Source organism: Streptomyces sp. NPDC056580 (genome assembly GCF_042793175.1).
In the GTDB taxonomy this organism is placed as follows: Bacteria; Actinomycetota; Actinomycetes; order Streptomycetales; family Streptomycetaceae; genus Streptomyces.
Map to the genome: position 1 here is coordinate 73,937 of NZ_JBHTVE010000017.1, position 20,135 is coordinate 94,071.

Sequence of the window (20,135 nt, forward strand, 5' to 3'; positions counted from 1 at the left end):
GCACGGTGTGATCCGGGGGAGCGGGGGCAGTCTGCACCAGGTGAGTGGGACATCCTCAGATCAGGAGACGGCCGCACCGACGGCCGATGACCGGAACGACGCGAAGGGCGACCGTAAGACCGGCGGTCCGGGCGGCGACCGGCACACCAAGGTCACCGTGCTGGTCGCGCTGGCCGCGAACCTGGTGATCGCCGTGGCCAAGGCCCTCGGCGGTGTGCTCGCGGGCTCGCCCGCACTGCTGTCGGAGGCCGCGCACTCCGTCGCCGACAGCCTCAACGAGGTCTTCCTGCTGGCCGCGTTGCGCCGCAGCAGCCGTCCGGCCGACCGGCGGCACCCCTTCGGTTACGGCAAGGAGCGGTTCTTCTGGTCCCTCCTGGCGGCGGTAGGGATCTTCGTGATGGGCGGCTGCTTCTCCTTCTTCCAGGGCTTCGAGGCACTGCGCACCGGCACCGAGGAGAAGTTCAGCGGTTATGTGGCGGGCCTGATCGTGCTGGGCGTGGCCCTCCTCGCCGAGGGCGCCTCGCTGCTGCGGGCCCTGCACCAGGTGCGGCGGCAGGGCGGCGGCCGTGACGCGCTGCGCGACCCGGCGCTGCGCACGGTGGTCGCCGAGGACGGCACGGCCGTCCTCGGCGTGACGCTCGCCATCATCGGCATGGCCCTGCACATGGTGACCGGCCAGGTGGTCTGGGAGGCCTCGGCCTCGATCGCCATCGGCGCGCTGCTGGTGTACGTGGCCTACCGGCTGGGCCGCGACGCGCGGGACCAGCTCATCGGCGAGGCCGCCGACCCGGAGCTGAGCGGCAGGATCCGCTCGCTGCTGGAGGCCCAGCCGGAGATCGACAGCGTGGAGGAGCTGCTCACGATGCAGATGGGCCTCGACTCCACCCTGGTGGCCGCCCGCATCGACCTGGTGCCGGGCCTGGACAGCGAGCGGGTGGAGGAGGTCTCCATGCGCATCAAGGGGTCCATCTCCAGCACCGTGCCGGCCGCCGACCAGATCTTCCTCGACGTGACCGACCGGCCGACGCGGGAGGGACGAAGCGGCCCCGCCGCGACGGGGGAGCGCGGCGGGGCCTGACGCACGGGTGCCCGCCCCCGGACGGGTTCATGCCCGCGGACGCGGATTCATCTCGAACGCGCCCCCGCCCGGCCGGAACCGGCCGGTGGTACGGGCGGTCCCGTCAGTCCCCGTCGAGCGGCTCCAGCACGAACACCGGGATCTCGCGGGAGGTGTTGCGCTGGTAGTCGGCGTACGGCGGGAACGCGGCGACCGCCCGCTCCCACCACTCGGCCTTCTCCGCGCCGGTGATCTCCCGGGCACGCATGTCCCGCTTGACCGGCCCGTCCTGCAGCTCGACGTGCGGATCGGACTTCACGTTGAAGTACCAGACGGGGTGCTTGGGCGCCCCGCCGAGCGAGGCGACCACCGCGTACCGGCCGTCGCGCTCGACCCGCATCAGCGGCGTCTTGCGGATCTTGCCGCTCCGGGCGCCCCGGGTGGTCAGCACGATGACCGGGAGCCCGGTGTCCCGCAGCGTCGTGCCCTCGGTGCCCCCGGAACTCTCGTACAACTCGACCTGCTCGCGCACCCACTGCGTCGGGCTGGGTTCGTACTCGCCCTCAAGTGGCATGGGATCCGTCTCCTTCGTCGGTCCGGCGGATGGTGCTCCGGACGGTCACAACTCCCGCGGCCGCCCGGATCATCCGTACCGCATACCCCTTCACCCGTGCGGGTGATCACCGTTCCGGCCATCCGGTCGTCCGCACCGCCAGCACCAGGATCACGGCGCTGGAGAACAGGGCCGTGACCAGCCGCCCCCGGTGACCGGTCAGGGCACGTCCCAGCAGCGCGCCCCCGCCCGCCAGCAGAAGCTGCCAGCTCGCGGACGCGGCGAAGGCCGCCGCCACGAACGCCGCCCGCTCCAGTGGCCGTGCCGCACCGGCGGCGCCGCTGCCGAGCACCAGCGCCACGAAGTAGACCACCGTCATGGGATTGAGCAGGGTGATCCCGAGAAGGCCGAGATACGCCCGTGCCGCGCCTGGAACCGGCCGCTCCGGGCGGGTGGTGAGCCGATGGGCGCGGTACTGCCGCAGGGCGAGCAGCGCCGCCCGCAGCGCGAGGACCGTGAGGACCAGCGCCGAGGCCAGGCGCAGCGGGTCGAGCACGGGCCGCAGTTCCGCCGCGAGGGCGGCGCCGCCCACGGTCGCGAGCAGCGCGTACAGCCCGTCGGCCGTGGCGACGCCGAGCGCCGCCGAGGCGCCGGTGCGCAGCGAGGTGCGGGCGGTGAGGGAGACCAGATAGGTCCCGACCGCGCCGACGGGCACGGCGATGCCGTACCCGGCGAGCAGGCCCGCGAGCAGCGCGCCCGTCACGAGCGCGCGGGACCGGGCCTTGGGGGACGGCGGCGCTGCTGCCGGCCCGGCACCGCGGGGACGGTGGCAGCGGGCGTCGGCAGGAGGCAGGCTGTAAGAGGCATGGGCCGATCCTGGGGCCGCCGCGCCCGCACCGGCAAATGAATTACGGCGCGTTCCAGCCCCTGGTCGGCACGCTCTTCGGCCACTTCACCCGATACGGCGATCTGGCCGAACTTGCCGTCGCCCCATAGGTGCCTCGGGCATCTAATGAAGATCGGCACGACGCACCTCTTCGTCTGCGAGGTCTTTCCATGACGGAACTGACGGACATCACCGGCCCGGGGACCCCGGCCGACCCCGTCGCATTCCCCCAGGACCGCACCTGCCCCTACCACCCCCCCACCGGATACGGCCCGCTGCGCGACGGGCGCGACCTGTCCCGCGTCGCCCTGTTCGACGGCCGCGAGGTCTGGATGGTCACGGGCCACGCCACCGCCCGCGCGCTGCTGGCGGACCCCCGGCTGTCCACCGACCGCACCCTCCCGGGCTTTCCCGTGCCCACGGCCCGCTTCGCGGCCGTCCGCGACCGCAGGGTGGCGCTGCTCGGCGTGGACGACCCGGTCCACCAGATCCAGCGGCGGATGATGATCCCGTCGTTCACCCTCAAGCGCGCGGCCGGGCTGCGGCCCACCATCCAGCGGACCGTCGACGGGCTGCTGGACGCGATGATCGAGAAGGGCCCGCCGGCCGAGCTGGTCTCCGCCTTCGCCCTGCCCGTGCCCTCGATGGTCATCTGCGGCCTGCTCGGCGTGCCGTACGCCGACCACGAGTTCTTCGAGGAACAGTCCCGCACGCTGCTGCGCGGCCCCACGGCCGCCGACTCGCAGGGGGCGCGCGAGCGGCTCGAGGAGTACCTCGGCGGGCTGATCGACGACAAGGAGCGGCAGGCCGAACCCGGCGACGGCGTCCTGGACGACCTCGTCCACCAGCGGCTGCGCACCGGCGAGCTGGACCGGCGCGACGTGGTGGCGCTGGCCGTCATCCTGCTGGTGGCCGGGCACGAGACGACCGCCAACATGATCTCGCTCGGCACCTACACGCTGCTGCGGCACCCCGGCCGGCTGGCCGAGCTGCGCGCCGACCCGGCGCTGCTGCCCGCCGCCGTCGAGGAGCTGATGCGGATGCTCTCGATCGCGGACGGGCTGCTGCGCCTGGCCCTGGAGGACATCGAGATCGCCGGCGCCACGATCCGGGCCGGCGAGGGCGTCCTGTTCGCCACCTCGCTGATCAACCGCGACGAGTCCGTGTACGACGACCCCGACACCCTGGACTTCCACCGCTCCACCCGCCACCACGTGGCCTTCGGTTTCGGCATCCACCAGTGCCTGGGCCAGAACCTGGCCCGCGCCGAGCTGGAGATCGCGCTCGGCGCGCTGCTGGAGCGGCTCCCCGGCCTCCGGCTGGCCGCGCCCGCCGAGGAGATCCCGTTCAAACCCGGCGACACGATCCAGGGGATGCTGGAACTCCCCGTGGCCTGGTAAGAGGCTTTGGTCATGCACATCGACATCGACAAGGACCGCTGCATCGGCGCCGGCCAGTGCGCGCTGGCCGCCCCGGGCGTGTTCACCCAGGACGACGACGGTTACAGCACCCTGCTCCCCGGCCGCGAGGACGGCGGGGGTGACCCGATGGTCCGGGAGGCGGCCCGCGCCTGCCCGGTGAGCGCCATCCGGGTGACCGAACCGGCCGGCTGAGGCGGGGCCGGCGGCCGCGGCCCGCGGCCGGGACCGCCCTTCCCGGTTCAGTAGGGTCGTGCGATGACCTCACAGGCCGGGAAGCCCTTCCTCTACGTCATCGTCTGCGCGGCCGGGACCGCCGCCGGAGTCACCAGGCTGATCGGCGCCGCCCAGGCGCGGGGCTGGGAGGTGGGGGTCCTGGCCACCCCGGTGGCGATGGGCGGGTTCTTCGACACGGCGGCGGTCGAGGAGATGACGGGCCGGCCCGTCCGCTCGGCCTGGCGCTCGCCGGCCGATCCGCGCCCGTTCCCGCCGCCGGACGCCGTGGTGGTGGCGCCCGCCACCTTCAACACCGTCAACAAGTGGGCGGCCGGTCTCGCCGACACGCTCGCCGTCGGCACGCTCTGCGAGGCGGCGGGCCTCGGCGTGCCGATCGCCGTCCTGCCCTGCGTGGCGGACGCGCTGGCCGCCCATCCCGCGTACCGGGAGAGCCTTCTCCGGCTGCGCGGGATGGGCGTCCGCTTCGGCGAGCCGTACGCCGGCCCGCCGGGGGAGGACGGTGAGGCGGACGGCGGACGGCCCGGGTTCGCCTGGGAGAGCGCCCTGGACCTGCTGGAGCGGCCCTGAACCCGCTTCCGAGTCTCTAACCGCAGGTCAGCGTGGGCCCGGCCAGCATGCCGCCGGTGTAGAGGTCCTGACCCCGCGGCAGCCAGTAGCCCAGCTTGGAGACCACCGTGGAGCAGTCCGGCCCGACGGTGACGCGGACCTTCACTGTCTCGGGGTGACCGGGCTGCAGCGCGGTCAGCGCGCAGTCCAGGGAGTGCGCGAGCCGGGTCTTCGACGGGTACCGGCCGACCAGCGGGTTGACGCAGCGGGCGTCGTCCGTGGCGATCCGCACCCCGGTGCCCGCCTCGCCGATGAGTCCGAGCCGGGCGCTGCCGTCGCCCTCGTCGCTGTCCCGGCGGACCGTGTAGGTCAGCGTGGTGGTGGCGTTGCGCCGCAGGGTGGTCCGGTCGACGGTGACCGCGTGCGTGGGCGGGGCCTTGGGCGCGGTGAGGGTGAGCGTGGCCTCGACGGTGCCGCGCAGGTCGACACCGGCGGGCGCGGACCGCACGCGCACGTCGGCGGTGATGTCGTAGGTCCCGGGGCCCGGGTACTCCTGCCCGCCCGGCAGCGTTCCGGCGGCCAGCGTCCGGCCGGCGCGGTGCGCCGTCCAGGTGCCCTCCGTCCGGCAGGTGTAGCGCACCCGGACCCCGGCACGCCGGCAGCTCGCCGGGGCGGAGACCGTCAGCTGCGGGGTGCCGCTGCCCGCGCAGACGCTGACGACGGCGAACTGGCCGTGGTCCCCGCGCAGCGTCCCGGCTGGCGCGCACAGCGTGGACGGCTCCTCGCCCGCCCGGGACGGCGCGGCGGTGGACTGCCCCCAGGCGGGGGTGACGAGGGCGAGCGGCAGCAGCGCCGCCCCCGCCAGGCATCTCAGGGTGGTCGGACGTGTCGGCACCGTGGTGTCCTCCGGCGGCCCGGACCGGCCGACTGCCGGTCGTCTGGGCCGAGGATCGGCCGACGGCGGAGCCGTCCGACCGCGCCACGCCGGGCGGTCACCGGCAGGCGGCACGGCACGAGGGCCGGTCGGCCCCCTCAGCGCACCCTGCGGACGTACTCCGGCGCGTCCGGTGTGGAGACGCCGACGTCCCGGCGGACGACGCTCAGCCGGCCGCCCCAGCGCGCGAGGGCCTTCCGCAGGCCGCGGTCGGTGTACTCGATGTCGACCATGCGGTCGTCGAACGCCTTGGCGTACACCTCGCACTCGTCGTACTGCCCGCACTCCTCGGTGACCGCGAAGTCCAGCCCCGCCGCCTTGCGCCGGGCGGTCAGCTCGGCGGTGTTCTTCTGCCCGACGGCCAGGCCCCGGGCATGCGCGTGGCCGGTGAGCAGACGCATGAAAGCGACCGCGTCGGCGGCGGTGAGGAGGCCCTCGGAGCGGGTGTAGCTGTCGTAGTTGTCGGGCTCCACTGCGTCGAAGCCCTTCTCCGCGCAGCCGTCGATCCACCGGTTCACCCGCGCCGCCACCCGGCCCCGCCCGGCCGGGGTGCGCAGGTCCAGCAGCGGCTCGTCCCAGTCCTCGTCGACGACGGGCCTGCCGTGGCCGTCACGCAGCAGCAGGTCGGCGGGCCAGTCGGAGCGTTCCTGCGGCTGGGCCTGGAAGGCGTTGACGTAGCAGATGTTGTAGAGGCCGGGCGCGGGGGAGTCGGAACGGTCGCGGCTGACGACGCGGACCCCGCGGGCCGGGGGATAGGCGCCGCCGATCTGGTAGTCGAAGCCGGCGTGCCGCGGCGGCAGGCGGTACTCCTCGGACCGGGGGGCCTCGACCGCGGCGCCGGAACCGCAGCCGGCCGACGCGGTCGCGGCGAGAGCGACGGCGAGCAGGGCCGCGCCGGCCGTCTTCCACCGGCCTCCCGTCCGGGAGGCACCCTTCGTCAGCACGTCCGCCCCATCGCATCGCGGTCCCGGCCCCGCTCCGGACCGGCGTGGCACGTCCGGAAATCCAACCGTCCGCGCACGGCCGCGGTCAAGTCGGCTCCGCAGGCCCGTCGTACGCTCCTGAGTGACCATCGCCCCTGAAGGCAGGAGCAGCAACGATGCAGTACGTGAAGCTCGGTTCGACGGGTCTGGACGTGTCGCGGATCTGTCTGGGCTGCATGACCTACGGACTGCCCGACCGCGGCACGCACGAGTGGACGCTCGGCGAGGAGGCGTCCCGTCCGCTGATCCGGCAGGCGCTGGAGGCGGGCATCAACTTCTTCGACACCGCCAACGTCTACTCCGACGGCACCAGCGAGGAGATCGTGGGCAGGGCGCTGCGCGACTTCGCCGACCGCGACGAGATCGTGCTGGCCACCAAGGTGCACGGCCGCACCCGGCCGGGACCCAACGGCGCCGGCCTGTCCCGCAAGGCCATCCTGACCGAGATCGACCACAGCCTGCGCCGGCTCGGCACCGACTACGTGGACCTCTACCAGATCCACCGCTACGACCACGGCACTCCGGCCGAGGAGACGATGGAGGCGCTGCACGACGTCGTCAAGGCGGGCAAGGCCCGCTACATCGGGGCGAGTTCGATGTACGCCTGGGAGTTCGCCAAGCTCCAGCACACCGCCGAGCTGGGCGGCTGGACGCGGTTCGTCTCCATGCAGAACCACTACAACCTGCTCTACCGCGAGGAGGAGCGGGAGATGCTCCCCCTCTGCGCCGACCAGGGCGTGAGCACACTGCCGTGGAGCCCGCTCGCCCGCGGCCGGCTCACCCGCGACTGGGGCACGGTCACCGAGCGCAGCGCGAGCGACGCCTTCGGCGGCCGCCTGTACCTGGAAGGCGACCGCTCCATCGTCGAGGCGGTGACGCGGATCGCCGGGGCCCGGGGCGTGCCGCGCGCCCAGGTGGCCCTGGCCTGGCTGCTGCACCAGGACACGGTCGCCGCGCCGATCGTCGGCGCGGCTCGGCCGGGACACCTCGAGGACGCGGTGGCCTCGGTCGAACTGGAGCTGAGCGAGAAGGAGATGGAGGAACTCCAGCAGCCCTACACACCGCGCGCGATCAGCGGCCACTGACGGCCCGGCCCGGCACCGCGCGGCGCACCCCGTGCCGCGCGGCCCCCGGCCGGGGCGCCGCCGGGGGCGGGGCGGGGGCTCCCGCGGGGCCCGGGGCGCGCGGATGTGAACGGCGGTAATGCGACGCAAAGGCTTTCTTGACACATTGTCAAAAGGGAAACCGCCGGAATTCGGTTGCCGGGAACCGGCAGATCTCTTGTTCCTCGGTGTCCGGCTGTGCAAAAGTGTGCGCTGTCGGCGCGCAGACAATTACATTTTCCACTGCAGGCGCCAGGCCGCTCCGGACGCCCCCACGCTTCAAAGGAGCTGCCCCGGCGGCGTTCGGGACGCCGCATCCCGTCCATACCCTGTGGTATGGGCTGATTCCCGTGCCGCGTCTGGAGGAATGCAGCCGTGAATGACGCAGGCAGGTCGGATTCCGTGCCGACCGGCCGTCGGTTCGAAGTGCCGGACGATCTGTTGAGCGCCGAACTGAGGAAGTGGGCGGGCACGTCACCCGCCACGAACCCGGTCGGCGAACTCCTGGACCGGCACTGGGAAGCGGCCTTCGCCTACGCCCGGCTGTGCACCGACGGGACCCGGGCCGCCGGCATGCTCACCACCGCCGCCTTCACCCGGCTCTTCGGCGAGTCCATCAGGCAGTCGGGCCCCTCCGCCGCCTGGCGGCCCCATCTGCTGGTCACCGTCCGCCGGATCGCCGCCGAGTGGGACGGCGACGGACGCCGCGAACTGCTGCACGCCGCCCTGCGTACGAACCCCGCCACCGGGGAGCGGGCCTCCGCCCGACTGCTCCCGCCTCCCGGCCGGCGGCTGCTGTCCCGCGCCTTCCAGCGGCTGCCCCAGTCCGCCCGCGCCGTGCTGTGGCACACCGAGGTCGAGGCCGAACCCCTCGCCGTACCCGCCGCGTTGCTGGGCCAGGACGAGGAGGAGACCCGCGTCGGACTCGGCCGCGCCCGTGAACGGCTGCGCGAGGAGTGCCTCCAGGCGCACCGCGAACTCGCCCCCGAGACCGAGTGCCGGCGGTACCTGCGCATGCTGGACGTCACCTACCGGCGCGGCGGCGCCGACGTCGACCCCGACCTGCGGCGGCACCTGACAGGCTGCCGGCACTGCCGGCAGACCGCCGACCAACTGGCCCGGTTCGACACGGGACTCGGCCTCGCCCTCGCCGAGGCAGTCCTCGGCTGGGGCGCCCGCGCCTACCTGGAGGCCCGCGCCACCCTCCCCGAAGCGGCCACCGCCCCCGGGCCCGGACCGGCCCCCGCGCCGCCCGGCGGCGAGGCCTTCGCCCCGACGGCGTTCCACGCCCCGTCGACGTCCTGTGCCCCCTCCGCGTCCCCGCCGGCCACCCCCTCGGCCCACGCCGCCGCGCCCCCGCCCGGCCCCTCCCGCCGCTCGGCGCACCGCGCCGCCCGGCGCGCCCGCCGCCGTCACCTCGCCCTCGGCGCCGCCACGGTCAGCGGACTCGTCGTGCTGCCGCTCGTCCTGTGGGCGGTGCTCGGCCCTTCCGGCGACCCGGCACCCGCTCCCGGCGCCACCCCCTCCCGGACACCGGGCAAGCGCTCGCCCGGTCCGGGCCCGTCCTGGGCCGGCACCCACGCGGCCGGCCAGGGCGCGCTGCGCGGCCGGCTGCGCAACCTCGCCTCCGGCCTGTGCGTGGACGTCGTCGGCGGCAGGGCCGTCAAGGACGCCGAGACCGAACTCGCCGCCTGCTCCGCGGCCCCCGGCCAGCAGTGGCGCTACGAGACCGACGGGCTGCTGCGCAGCGCCTCCGCACCGGACCTGTGCCTCGACTCCCACCTCGGCTACTCGGTCCGCCTCGCCCCCTGCCCGGCGACCGCGAGGACCGCCCAGGACATCCGCTACGACTTCACCCGCCAGGGCGCGCTCGTGCCCCGCTCGGACCGGGACCTGGCGTTGGCCCCCGCCGCCGCCGACGGCTCCGGCGCCCTTGTGCTCAAGACCCGCACCGCGACCTCCGTCCAGCGCTGGAGCGTCGACAGCGCGAGCCCCGAGCTGGAGATGCAGATCGTCAACTGGGACACCGGCGCCACCCTCGCACCGGCGCCGTCGGCCGAGGTGACGCACGGGGCCGCGAGGTCCCCGGCGCCGGCGCCCACCCCGGCGGCGACCGGGTCCACCGCCCCGCCGGCGTCCTCACCCGGCCCCGACTTCTGTTCGGTCCACCCGTCCTACTGCGCCTGGGGCGGCGGCGGCCACGGCGGCGGCCACCACCGCCGCCACTGACCCGCGGCCCGGCTCAGTGGTGGTGCGGCGGCGGGGGCGGGATCGTCGCCAGGCCGGGAGCCGGTTCGGGCCAGACCAGCAGCACCGGGCAGGGCGCGTGGTCGACGGCGAACCGGACGGCCGGGCCCAGGCTGCGCGGCCCGAGCCGGGAGCGGTCGCCGTCCCGTGCCAGCACCAGCAGATCGGCGCCCTCCGCCGCGGCCACCACCTCCCGCTCCACCCGCCCGGACCGCTCGGCGCGGGCGCACGGCCGGCCCAGGCGGGCGGCCGCGGCGTCCAGGAGCCCGGTGGCCGAACCGCCCTCCAGCGCCTCCAGCAGCCCGCCCGGGTCCCGTTCGCGATGGCCGCGGCCCAGCAGCCCGGCGAACGCGCCGTGCGCCACCCCGGGCACGTCCGGGCCGGACACATGGAGCAGCACCACCTCGGCGTCGTGCGGGGCGTGGGTGCGCACGGCGTCCACACAGGCGGGCCAGGTGCCCTCGACGAGCCAGGCGATCACGCGCATCCGGCCGGCCTCCTTCGGCTGACGTGAGTCCCTCAGAGAATCTGCAGCGCTCCCCACAGTGCCACCACCGACACCGCCAGCGAACAGGGCACGGCGATCAGACCCAGCCGGGTGAACTCCCCGAGGTCGACCCCGTGCTCGTGCTGGTGCACGATCCGCCGCCACAGCAGGGTGGCCAGCGAACCGGCGTACGTCAGGTTCGGGCCGATGTTCACCCCGAGCAGCACCGCGAGCACCGCGCCGGAACCGGCCGGCGCGGCGAGCGGCAGCAGCACCAGCACGGCCGGCAGGTTGTTGATGAGGTTGGCCAGCACGGCGGCCAGCGCGGCGGTCCCGAGCAGCGCGGCCAGACCGGTCCCGCCCGGCAGGACGTGCCCGAGCACGTCGGCGAGCCCGTTGTCGACGACCGCGCGCACCACGATGCCCAGGGCCAGCACGAACGCCAGGAACGCCGGGGCCGCCGCCCGCACGACGGCGAGGGGGGTCGCCCTGCGCCGCAGCAGCGCCCGCCCGGCCAGCACCAGCGCGCCCGCCGCCGCCACCCACGCCGGCTCCACGCCGAACGCCGACGCCACCACGAACCCCGCCAGCGTGCAGCCCACGGTCACCAGCGCGAACAGCGGCAACGGCGGAGCCTCGTCCTCCGCCCCGGACACCGGGGCCGCGGCCGTCAGGTCCCGGGCGAAGAACCGCCGGAACACGAGGTACTCGGCGCCGATCGCGACCAGCCACGGCAGCGCCATCAGCGCCGCGAACCGGGTGAAGCTGAGCCCGCTCGCCGCGAAGGCGAGCAGGTTCGTCAGGTTGGACACGGGCAGCAGCAGCGACGCCGTGTTGGACAGGTGGGTGCAGGCGTACACATGCGGTTTGGGCCGTACCCCGGTGCGCGCGGCGGTGGCGAAGACGACCGGCGTGAGCAGCACGATGGTGGCGTCCAGACTGAGCACGGCCGTGATGGCCGACGCCAGCGCGAACACCGCCGTCAGCAGCCGCACCGGGCGGCCCGCCGCCCAGCGCGCCATCCAGGCGCCGCACGCCTGGAACAGCCCGTCCACGTCGCAGAAATGGGCGAGCACCAGCACCGCCGCCAGGAACCCCACCACCGGCCCCAGCCGCTCCGCCTCGGCCCGGGCGTGCTCCAGCGGGATCGCGCCGGCGGCGATCACGATTCCGGCGGCCGGCACGGCCAGCGCCGCCTCCGGCCAGCCGAAGGGACGTACGACGGCCCAGGCGAGCACGGCGGCGAGCAGCACGGCCGACAGGGCCTCGGCGAGCGGGGCGTTCAGGGCGGGTCCTTCCAGGTAGGGCTCCGGACGGTGCCCGCCAATGAAAGCAAACGCCGGCGCGCGCACCACGGTGACCGGGTGCCCGCCGCGCCCGGGAATCCACCCGCTGCCGCCGTGCCGGGCCCCGCCGTCCGGGGCGGACGGCGGGGCCCGGCACCGCGGGGCGGACCGGTCAGGCGCCGGTGCCGGGGCTGAACACGGTCAGGAACACGGAGGAGGAGTTCCCGCCGACCGGGACCTCCCCGGCGGTCCACGCCACCCGGAGGTGGTCCCGCTCGTCCGGCGGGGTGATCACCAGCGCGGCGGGCCTGGCCGTCTTCGCCTCGCTGACCTCCGGGTTGGAGAAGGTCAGGCCCGCCCAGGCGCTCTGCCCGGGCTTGAGGGTGACGGTCGCCGGGGAACCGGAGGAGCGCTTGGGGTCGGGGCCCAGCTGCGAGCCGGAGGCGTTCACGAAGGCCGCGCCCGGATAGCCGTGCAGCGTGCAGGTCCGGGCGGATTTGTTGGTGAGCACGATGGGGAAGTTCTCCTGGCCGGCGCCCGGGTTGTTGCGGCCGACGGCGGCCCGCAGCTCGGAGGTGTGGCACCGGGTGCTGGTGGCGCCGGTCCGCCCGTCGCTGCCGCTGCCGCTTTCCGTGCCGGTGCCGCTGGTCGTCCCGCCCGTCCGCGGGGCGGAGGACGACGCCGTGCCGCCGGGGGTGGAGGCGGCGGGGGAGGAGACGGCGGAGGCGGGGCTGCCGCCGGACTCGGTGGCCGGACCCGCCGTGCCCGACACCTTCTGGGGCGCGGAGCCGTCGTCTTGGCCGCAGGCGGTCAGCAGGCTCAGTACGGCGACCGCGCCCGCGAGCAGGGCCCCGCGCCGCGGGGACCGGGATGAGTACGCCATGTCGCTCAACACTCCTGGATCTTCACGGCACGCGACGGGCGCGTGCCTCAGGCGCCGGGTGCGCCGTCACCACACTCCGATGCGCGGGGCGCCGGAAAAGTTCGCCTCGCCCGGGAATCCCTTCCCCGCCCCGCTCCGCGCGGAACGTGTCTCAGGTGACCCGCAGTGAGCGGAGCATCTCCTCGGTCCCGTCGCCGTCACCCCGCCGGCGGATCTGGACGTACACCTGCGGCAGCTTGGAGCCGTCCGCCGGGACCAGGGCCGACTCGGTGACAGAGCCTCCGTCCGGGCAGCCGCTCCAGGTCCGGACGCGGCCGTGCCAGCCGGCACTCGCGAAGGTCCGGGAGCCGGCGTGGTGACAGCCCGTGTGGGTGAGGGCGTTCACCCGGGCGGTGACGTCGCCGTGCTCGCTGAGCCCGACGAAGACGCCGTCGACCCCGGCCCTCATGTCGGGCCAGCGGGAAAGGTCGCCGGCGACCACCAGGCCCGGCTGGTGCCCCGGGGGAAGCCCGAGGGCGCGCGGATCCCAGCCGGAGTCGCGCAGCTGCCGGGCCCAGCCGGCCGGCACCTCGACCGAGACCCGGCCGGTGGCGTCCCGCACCTCGGTGCGGCCGCCGGAGCCGGGGCGGTGCAGCACCAGCGTCACCGCGACGGCGGCCGCGACGGCGGCCGCCACCGCGGCCAGGACCAGCGTCCCGGCGCCGAGCCGCCGCCGGACGGAGTCGAGCCGGCCGCCCACGCGGCCGGCGGCGGGCGCCGCGAGCCGGTCCAGCTCGTCCGCGAACGCCTGCGCCCCCGGCCAGCGCCGTTCCCGGTCCGGCTCCAGAGCCCGCAGCAGGGCCCGCTCGGCGTCGGCGCCGAGGTCCGGCCGCAGCCGCGCGGGCGGCACGGCCTTCCCCGGCGGCCCCGGAACGGTGCCGGTGACCAGCTCGTAGCCGACCGCGCCCAGGCTGTAGACGTCGGCGCGGGCGTCGATGCCCGCGCCCGGCTCGGCCTGCTCCGGCGGCTGGTAGCCCGCCGAGCCGGCCGCCAGCGTCAGCACCGAGGCCTGCGCGAGACTCTTGGCCAGACCCAGGTCGGCGAGCAGCACCCGCCGCTCGCCGTCCGGAGCGGTGTGCAGCAGCACGTTGGTCGGCTTGATGTCGCGGTGCACGATGCCCGCCTCGTGCAGCGCGGCGGCGGCGCGCGCGGCCAGCGCGGTCAGCGCGAGCGCCCGGGGCACCGGCAGCGGACCGGCCGTCAGCAGATCCGCGAGGGTGCCGCCGTCGGCGTACTCCATGACGAAGTACGGCCGTCCGTCGGGGAGTTCACCGATGTCGTAGACCTGCACCACCCGGCTGGAGCCGGCCCGGCGCAGCAGCCGCGCCTCGGACAGGAAGCGCTCCCGCACGTCGAGCCGGTGCGCCCAGTTCTCGGCGAGGACCTTCACCGCCACCGGCGCGTCCAGCTCGTCGTCGCGGGCCAGCCACACCGTGGCGAAGGCGCCGGTGCCCAGGCGCCGTTGGAGGCGGTAGCGGCCGATCCGCTCCAAGGAGTGCATACGACTATCATGCCTGCCCTGAGATCGGCTTCCAGGGGGCCCGCGTGCCGGACGAGACGACGGCCGAAGACCTTGCCCGCAGCGCCGCCGCCGGCGACCGGGCGGCGCTGGACCGGCTGCTGGCCGGGCTGCGGCCCGAGGTGGTGAGCCGCTGCGGGCGGTTCCTGCCCTGCCGGGAGGACGCCGAGGAGGCAGCACAGGACGTGCTGCTCCAGGTCGCCCGGCACATCTCCGGCTTCGAGGGCCGCAGCCGCTTCAGCACCTGGCTGTACACCGTCGTGGCCAACTGCTGCCGGCAGAAGTACCGGGAGCTGAAGCGGCGGGCGGCGGAGCGGCCCGCCGCCATCGAGCCCGCCGAGCACGTCGACCCGCGCACCACCAGCGTCATCGCGGGCTCCCGCGTGGACCTGCTGGACGCCCTGGACCGGCTGGAACGCGAGCACCCCCACCTGGTCGCGCCCCTGGTGTACCGGGACATCTGCCAGCTGGACTACGCCGAGGCCGCCGAGCGCGCCGGCATCCCGCTCGGCACCTTCAAGTCCCGTCTGCACGAGGCCCGCAGACGGGTACGGCCCTGGCTGCGGACCTACTGAGCGGTGTCCGTCAGCGCCAGCTCCGCCCAGATGGTCTTGCCCTCAGGGGTGTGCCTGGTGCCCCACCGCTGGGTGAGCTGGGCGACCAGCAGCAGCCCGCGGCCGCCCTCGTCGAAGGTCCTGGCGCGCCTGAGGTGCGGCGCGGTGTGGCTGGCGTCGGACACCTCGACGATCAGCGTGGCCGCGTCGTGGATGAGCCGCAGCCGGATCGGCCGGGAACCGTACCGGATGGCGTTCGTGACCAGTTCGCTCACCACCAGCTCCGCGGTGAACGCCGCCTCGGTCAGCGACCACCGGTCGAGCTGGTCCAGGACCTGCTTGCGGATCGGCGCGACCAGCGCCGGGTCGGCGGGGATGTCCCAGGTCGCCACCTGGGAGGCGGGCAGCCCCCGGGTGCGGGCCAGCAGCAGGGCCACGTCGTCGGCCGCCTCCCCGGGCGGCAGCAGCATCTGCAGGACCAGGTCGCAGGTCTCGTCCAGTGAGCCCGCGTAATGCTTCAGCGCCTCGCCGAGCAGTTGTCTGCCCAGGTCCAGGTCCCGCTGGCGGGACTTCACCAGACCGTCCGTGTACAGGGCCAGCACGGTGCCCTCGGGCAGTTCCACCTCCACCGACTCGAAGGGCAGCCCGCCGAGGCCCAGCGGGGGACCGGAGGGCAGCTCCAGTTCGTGCGGCTCGCCGCCCGGCCGCAGCACCAACGGCTGCGGATGCCCCGCCCGGGCCAGCGTGCAGCTCCTGGACACCGGGTCGTAGACGGCGTACAGGCAGGTGGCGCCCACCTCGCCCGGGCTGTCGTCGCCGCTGTGCTCCTCCGACAGCCGGATCACCAGGTCGTCCAGATGGGTGAGCAGCTCGTCGGGGGCCAGGTCGAGGTCGGCGAGGGTGCCCACCGCGGTGCGCATCCGGCCCATCGTGGCCGAGGCCCGGATGCCGTGCCCGACCACGTCCCCGACGACCATCGCGACCCGCATGCCGGACAGCGGGATCACGTCGAACCAGTCGCCGCCCACCCCGGCCCGGGCCGCCGGCAGGTACCGCGAGCGGGCCTGCAGCGCGGCCGTGCGGGGCATCGTGCGGGGCAGCAGGCTGCGCTGCAGGGCGAGGGCGATCTCGCGCTCGAGGGCGTAGCGGCGCGCGTTGTCGATGCAGACGGCGGCCCGGGCGGTGATCTCCTCCGCCAGCAGCCTGTCGTCGGTGGTGAAGGAGTCCGGCCGCCGGTGCCGGGCGAGGACGGCGACCCCGAGGGTCAGCCCCCGCGCCCGGATCGGGACCGACATGGTCGAGTGGATGCCGAACCTGCGTACGACGTCGGCGCGCGCGGAGTGCCAGCCCAGCCGCTTGGTCGTGTCGCCCCCGGCCGCCGAGGTGGTGATCGTGCGGCCCGCGGTCAGCGCTTCGGCCTGCGGGGAGCAGTCCGGGTACAGCTCGGTCCGCCCGGGCCGCACCACCGCCTCCGGCACGCCGTCGAGCACCGACTGGTGGGCGGTGCGGCGCAGCCGCAGGGGCGCGGTGACGCGAGCCGGGGGTTCGCCGTCGTACTCCTGCGGGTCCAGCAGGTCGATGGTCACGAAGTCGGCGAGCACGGGCACGCACACGTCGGCCAGCTCCTGCGCCGTACGGGTCATGTCCAGCGTGGTGCCGATCCGCGCGCTCGCCTCGTTGACCAGTTGCAGCCGCTGGCGGGCCCGGTGGCTGTCGGTGACGTCGTGCGCGGCCAGGCACACCCCGAGCACCCGGCCGTGCGTGTCGGTGACCGGAGCCATCCGGGTGAGCCAGGCCGCGACCCGGACGTCCCCGCCGACGTTGCCCGAGACCTCCATGTCCAGCGGCCGGCCGCCGGCCAGGACCTGGAGCATGCCCCGCTCCAGGTCCTCCGCGGCCCGCTGCCCGCCGATCTCCGTGATGCGCAGGCCCTTGACGCGTTCCTCGGGCAGCCCGATGAGGTCGGCCATGGCCTGATTGATGCGCCGAAGGCGGAGCCGGTCGTCGTAGAGCGCGACCGCGCAGGGTGACTGGAGCAGGCTCGCCGCGGCCAGCGTGTCGTCGTCCGCGGCGTGCGGCCGGTCACCGGCCAGCGGGGAGACCACCATCCACTGGGCGCCGTGGCCGTCCCCTGCGGGCCGGTGGTGGGCGAGCAGCCACACCGGGACGGTACGGCCGTCCCGGTGGCGCAGTCGCAGGGTCCCGGTCCAGCGCGTGCCGGAGGGCGTCCCGGGCGGGCCGTCCCCGGCCAGCAGGCGGGCCGCGGGGCGGCCCACGACGGTCTCCGGCGGGTGGCCGAGCAGACGCCGGGCGCCCTCGTTCCACTCGACCAGAGTTCCGTCGTCGTCGATGACGGCCCGGGCCGTGGCCGCATCGTCGAACGGATAGACCCGGCTCATCGTCGCCGCTCCCAGCGCACACTCACAGTGAACAGGTGGTACCACGCGCGTCCCAGCGTAGTGCGTGGCGCACCTCTGCGGACCGTGACTGCCGGCGACCGGGTCGACAGGCCGAACAAGGTCAAGGGGGATTTCCGGCCGAACCGCCGACGGGGCCGTGCGCCCGGGTTGACGGTCAGGAGGAATTTTGTGAACACGAGTTCTAATGCTGGGGGTGGGGCGTGCGGACTCTGGGCTGTCGCCACTCAAACTCGTTCGATCAGGACCGATCGCTCCTTCAGGGGATTGCGGACGGCACGGATGAGCCTGATAGGTGTCAAATTGCACGACGACTGTCGTAATCCGCGTCCGGCCTCCCGGTGCAGGTGCTCTCGGGACGCCCTCCAGGGGTCGCCGGGAAGCGGCGTCGTCGGTGGGGTCTGCCAGGGTGTTCGTCGTGGATGAACTGGTCGAGCGTGTGGACGATCAAGATTGTGCGCTGGGGGTGGTGGTCAGCCGCCGGCAGGCCATCCAGGAGGGTTGGCTGCACCGAGTCGCCGTGACGGTGTGCCGTGATGAGCGTGGCCGGATCCTCGTCCATCGGCGGTCGGAGCAGCTGCCGCGCTTTCCCGGGCTTTACGAGGTCGTGGTCGGTGGCGCCGTGGACGTCGGCGAATCCTATGAACAAGCCGCCGCACGGGAGCTGGCCGAAGAGCTGGGCATTCGTGGCCTGCCGCGCTTGCTGTTCACGTTCATCAACCGCAGCGGCTTGAGCCCTCACTGGCTCGGCGTGCACGAAGCCGTGGTGCCGGATGCCGTGGTCCCCGATCCCGATGAGGTCGCCTGGCATCGCTGGCTGACGGAGCCGGAGCTGCAGTCGGCCCTGCTGGAGTGGCGCTTCACCCCTGACAGTCACGAAGCCTTCAGCCGGTATCTCGCGTTCCGGACCGCGCAGTCCTGACCTTGCCCGCCTCGCGGGCCGGGGTGTCCGCTTGCAGCCAACACTCCTCGTGAAAGCGGCTTTCCGACCGTGGTCAGGGTGCCGGGTCGGTGACGACTAAAGGGTGTTGGAGTGGTCGGCCAGGGCGTTCGCGGTGCGGCTGTACGGGTGGGATGTTGCGGGCCGAGCCGGTGTGGGTGGAGACGTTCACCGGGTTGCGGATGGGGCGGTTCGAGAAGCTGCTTCGGGGGGTGCGGGAGCGGGGCGGCAACGGTCCCGGTGGTGGCCGGCCGTGGTGTCTTCCGTTGGCCGAGCGGGTGCTGCTGGTGGCCGTGTACTACCGCACGAACCTCACCATGCGGCAGCTCGCCCCGCTCTTCGGCTGTTCACCCGCCACCGTCTGCCGGGTCATCCGGCGCCTGCGACCGCTGCTTGCGCTGGAGCCGGCGCCCAGCCCGGTGCGGGCGTCGAGCGGTTGTGGATCGCGGACGGCACCCTGATCCCGGGCCGTGACCGGGAGGTCGCAGCCTCCCCACGCACGTACCGGTTCTCGGCGAACCCGCAGTTCATCCTGGATGCGGCAACGCGTCTCATGGTGGCCGCCGCCCGCCCGGTGCCGGGCACGACCGCGGACGCGAGGGCCTGGCGTGACTCCGGCCGGATGCGTTCAGTCGGCGATCCGCTCCGGATCGAGCACCACGGGCAGCTCGGCGAGTCCGCGGAACGCCGGGAAGGGCACGGTCAGCCAGTGCACCTCGTCCGGGGGTACGGCCAGCGTGATCTCGGGATACCAGCGGAACAGCGTGGTGAGCGCGATGTGCATCTCCAGGCGGGCCAGCGGCGACCCGATGCAGTAGTGGGGGCCGTGGCCGAACGCCAGATGGGGCTGTCCTCCGGCGCGCGTGACGTCGAGCCGGTGGGGTTCGGCGTACGCCTGCGGGTCGCGGTTCGCAGAGGTGATGGCGATCTGGACAAGAGCGCCCTTGGGGATCACCACACCGCGCATCAGGATGTCCTCGGTGGCGTGTCGGAAGGTGGAGCTCTCCACCGACCCCTCGTACCGCAGCAGTTCCTCGATGGCCTGCTTCAGGGCCTCGGGGCTCGCGAGGGCCGCGCGCCGCTGGTCCGGCTTTGAGAGCAAGTGGTACACGGCGTTGCCGATGAGGTACGCGCTGGTCTTGTGACCCGCAAAGAACAGCACCCACGCCGTCGAGACCAGCTCATGGTCCGTCAGGGCGCCGTCCTGGTCCTGGGCCGCGATGAGCGCGCTCATCAGGTCGTCGCCGGGCGTGCTGCGCTTGCGCGCCACGAGATCGACCAGGAGGTCGTGCAGCTTCCCCTCGGCCTCTTCCAGGGCCTTCTTCGCCTCCGGGCCGAATCCGGTCTTCGCCACGGTCACCGCCCACTGGTGGGCACGCTCACGCTCGTCCTCCGGCACGCCGAGGAGCTCACAGATGACCTGGAGCGGCAGCGGGAACGCGAAGTTCGGGAGCAGGTCGACGGACGCGTCAGTCGGACAGCGCTCCAGCAGTTCCTCGGTGACCTGCTGGATGCGCGGGCGCAGCGATTCCACGCGGCGCGGGGTGAAGGCGCCCTGCACGATCCGCCGGAGCCGGGTGTGCTTGGGCGGGTCGGAGAACAGCATGTTGTCGTCGAGCGCGATGGAGGAGTCGCCGAAGATGCGGTGGTACGCGTCGAGGGCGCCGTACATGTCCTTGCTCAGCCGGGGGTCGGACAGCGCCGCCCGCGCATCGTCGTAGCGTGTGATCAGATAGGTCTCCACGCCGTGGGGCGGCTGCAGCGGGCACACCGGGGCGGTCTTCCTCAACTCCGCGTACACGGGGTGCGGGTTGGCGCGGAAGTCGGGGGTGCATCGGGAGGCGGCGGCCACGGCATCCGTGGATCCGGGTTCGGTTTGCATGGGTGCTCGCGTCATGGATTCGACGGTTCCCGGCAGGCGGCCGCCATCAAACGTCCTTAGCCCGCCCGGAGCGGCGCCGGGACGCGGCGTCACGGTCGGAGCAACAGGAGATGCGGGGCCCGTGAAGCGGGCGAAGAGTTGATGCCGAAGGGAAACGCCCCGAG

The 20,135-nt window shown here is 74.1% G+C and carries 18 protein-coding genes and 1 pseudogene; 9 read left to right on the forward strand and 10 right to left on the reverse strand.

Annotated elements, in window-relative coordinates; genetic code table 11:
* The first annotated feature begins 40 nt into the window (after window positions 1-40).
* Window positions 41-1,078 carry a cation diffusion facilitator family transporter gene (locus tag ACFQ9Z_RS32255; protein ID WP_383027552.1) on the forward strand — a complete coding sequence of 346 codons (1,038 nt, stop codon included), beginning with the start codon at window positions 41-43 and terminating at the stop codon, window positions 1,076-1,078.
* Window positions 1,079-1,181: 103 nt separating this feature from the next.
* Here the strand turns inward: ACFQ9Z_RS32255 and ACFQ9Z_RS32260 are convergent, their stop codons facing one another.
* Together ACFQ9Z_RS32260 and ACFQ9Z_RS32265 are read right to left on the reverse strand one after the other, a co-directional pair.
* Window positions 1,182-1,631: a nitroreductase family deazaflavin-dependent oxidoreductase gene (locus tag ACFQ9Z_RS32260; protein WP_383027557.1), complete on the reverse strand. Its 450-nt coding sequence runs from the start codon at window positions 1,629-1,631 to the stop codon at window positions 1,182-1,184.
* A 106-nt stretch (window positions 1,632-1,737) separates the two neighbouring features.
* The gene (locus tag ACFQ9Z_RS32265; RefSeq protein ID WP_383027560.1) at window positions 1,738-2,373 is read right to left on the reverse strand and encodes a LysE family transporter; all 636 of its coding nucleotides are present in this window, start codon (window positions 2,371-2,373) and stop codon (window positions 1,738-1,740) included.
* Window positions 2,374-2,666: 293 nt separating this feature from the next.
* Here ACFQ9Z_RS32265 and ACFQ9Z_RS32270 point away from each other — a divergent pair, with 293 nt between their 5' ends.
* From ACFQ9Z_RS32270 to ACFQ9Z_RS32280, 3 genes are all read left to right on the forward strand, one after another.
* Window positions 2,667-3,896 carry a cytochrome P450 gene (locus ACFQ9Z_RS32270; protein ID WP_383027564.1) on the forward strand — a complete coding sequence of 410 codons (1,230 nt, stop codon included), beginning with the start codon at window positions 2,667-2,669 and terminating at the stop codon, window positions 3,894-3,896.
* 12 nt (window positions 3,897-3,908) lie between these two features.
* Window positions 3,909-4,109, forward strand: a complete 201-nt coding sequence (locus ACFQ9Z_RS32275) for a ferredoxin (protein WP_143637306.1) — start codon at window positions 3,909-3,911, stop codon at window positions 4,107-4,109.
* Between the two features lie 63 nt (window positions 4,110-4,172).
* Complete coding sequence (locus tag ACFQ9Z_RS32280; protein WP_383027572.1) at window positions 4,173-4,718, forward strand: flavoprotein; 546 nt, start codon at window positions 4,173-4,175, stop codon at window positions 4,716-4,718.
* A 16-nt stretch (window positions 4,719-4,734) separates the two neighbouring features.
* Here ACFQ9Z_RS32280 and ACFQ9Z_RS32285 read toward each other — a convergent pair whose 3' ends face one another.
* Together ACFQ9Z_RS32285 and ACFQ9Z_RS32290 are read right to left on the reverse strand one after the other, a co-directional pair.
* Window positions 4,735-5,592 carry a hypothetical protein gene (locus ACFQ9Z_RS32285; protein WP_383027577.1) on the reverse strand — a complete coding sequence of 286 codons (858 nt, stop codon included), beginning with the start codon at window positions 5,590-5,592 and terminating at the stop codon, window positions 4,735-4,737.
* Window positions 5,593-5,729: 137 nt separating this feature from the next.
* Complete coding sequence (locus tag ACFQ9Z_RS32290) at window positions 5,730-6,572, reverse strand: endo alpha-1,4 polygalactosaminidase (RefSeq protein WP_383027918.1); 843 nt, start codon at window positions 6,570-6,572, stop codon at window positions 5,730-5,732.
* A gap of 158 nt (window positions 6,573-6,730) precedes the next feature.
* Between ACFQ9Z_RS32290 and ACFQ9Z_RS32295 the strand changes: the two genes are divergently transcribed.
* Together ACFQ9Z_RS32295 and ACFQ9Z_RS32300 are read left to right on the forward strand one after the other, a co-directional pair.
* Window positions 6,731-7,699 carry an aldo/keto reductase gene (locus ACFQ9Z_RS32295; RefSeq protein ID WP_383027581.1) on the forward strand — a complete coding sequence of 323 codons (969 nt, stop codon included), beginning with the start codon at window positions 6,731-6,733 and terminating at the stop codon, window positions 7,697-7,699.
* 393 nt (window positions 7,700-8,092) lie between these two features.
* Window positions 8,093-9,946 carry a ricin-type beta-trefoil lectin domain protein gene (locus ACFQ9Z_RS32300; protein ID WP_383027584.1) on the forward strand — a complete coding sequence of 618 codons (1,854 nt, stop codon included), beginning with the start codon at window positions 8,093-8,095 and terminating at the stop codon, window positions 9,944-9,946.
* Between the two features lie 13 nt (window positions 9,947-9,959).
* Here the strand turns inward: ACFQ9Z_RS32300 and ACFQ9Z_RS32305 are convergent, their stop codons facing one another.
* The 4 genes from ACFQ9Z_RS32305 to ACFQ9Z_RS32320 all read right to left on the reverse strand — a co-directional run bounded on the left by ACFQ9Z_RS32305 (window position 9,960) and on the right by ACFQ9Z_RS32320 (window position 14,160).
* The gene (locus ACFQ9Z_RS32305) at window positions 9,960-10,451 is read right to left on the reverse strand and encodes a universal stress protein (protein WP_383027587.1); all 492 of its coding nucleotides are present in this window, start codon (window positions 10,449-10,451) and stop codon (window positions 9,960-9,962) included.
* A 32-nt stretch (window positions 10,452-10,483) separates the two neighbouring features.
* Window positions 10,484-11,779: an SLC13 family permease gene (locus tag ACFQ9Z_RS32310; RefSeq protein ID WP_383027922.1), complete on the reverse strand. Its 1,296-nt coding sequence runs from the start codon at window positions 11,777-11,779 to the stop codon at window positions 10,484-10,486.
* A gap of 130 nt (window positions 11,780-11,909) precedes the next feature.
* Window positions 11,910-12,620: a DUF4232 domain-containing protein gene (locus ACFQ9Z_RS32315; protein WP_383027592.1), complete on the reverse strand. Its 711-nt coding sequence runs from the start codon at window positions 12,618-12,620 to the stop codon at window positions 11,910-11,912.
* Window positions 12,621-12,771: 151 nt separating this feature from the next.
* Window positions 12,772-14,160 carry a serine/threonine-protein kinase gene (locus ACFQ9Z_RS32320; RefSeq protein WP_383027600.1) on the reverse strand — a complete coding sequence of 463 codons (1,389 nt, stop codon included), beginning with the start codon at window positions 14,158-14,160 and terminating at the stop codon, window positions 12,772-12,774.
* Window positions 14,161-14,204: 44 nt separating this feature from the next.
* Between ACFQ9Z_RS32320 and ACFQ9Z_RS32325 the strand changes: the two genes are divergently transcribed.
* Window positions 14,205-14,753 (forward strand): RNA polymerase sigma factor, encoded by a 549-nt coding sequence (locus ACFQ9Z_RS32325; protein WP_383027603.1) that lies wholly within the window; start codon window positions 14,205-14,207, stop codon window positions 14,751-14,753.
* On the opposite strand, the gene ACFQ9Z_RS32330 is transcribed toward ACFQ9Z_RS32325, so the two are convergent.
* Complete coding sequence (locus ACFQ9Z_RS32330) at window positions 14,747-17,131, reverse strand: SpoIIE family protein phosphatase (RefSeq protein ID WP_383027606.1); 2,385 nt, start codon at window positions 17,129-17,131, stop codon at window positions 14,747-14,749. The genes ACFQ9Z_RS32325 and ACFQ9Z_RS32330 overlap by 7 nt on opposite strands.
* Window positions 17,132-17,567: 436 nt before the next feature.
* Between ACFQ9Z_RS32330 and ACFQ9Z_RS32335 the strand changes: the two genes are divergently transcribed.
* Window positions 17,568-18,071, forward strand: coding sequence for an NUDIX domain-containing protein (locus ACFQ9Z_RS32335; RefSeq protein ID WP_383027611.1), 504 nt, complete (start codon window positions 17,568-17,570; stop codon window positions 18,069-18,071).
* A 152-nt stretch (window positions 18,072-18,223) separates the two neighbouring features.
* Window positions 18,224-18,708: pseudogene (locus tag ACFQ9Z_RS32340) on the forward strand (transposase family protein); the annotation flags it as partial.
* Window positions 18,709-18,717: 9 nt separating this feature from the next.
* Here the strand turns inward: ACFQ9Z_RS32340 and ACFQ9Z_RS32345 are convergent.
* A complete protein-coding gene (locus tag ACFQ9Z_RS32345) occupies window positions 18,718-19,986 on the reverse strand; it encodes a cytochrome P450 (protein WP_383027616.1) in 1,269 nt (422 codons plus the stop codon).
* Window positions 19,987-20,135: the final 149 nt, after the last annotated feature.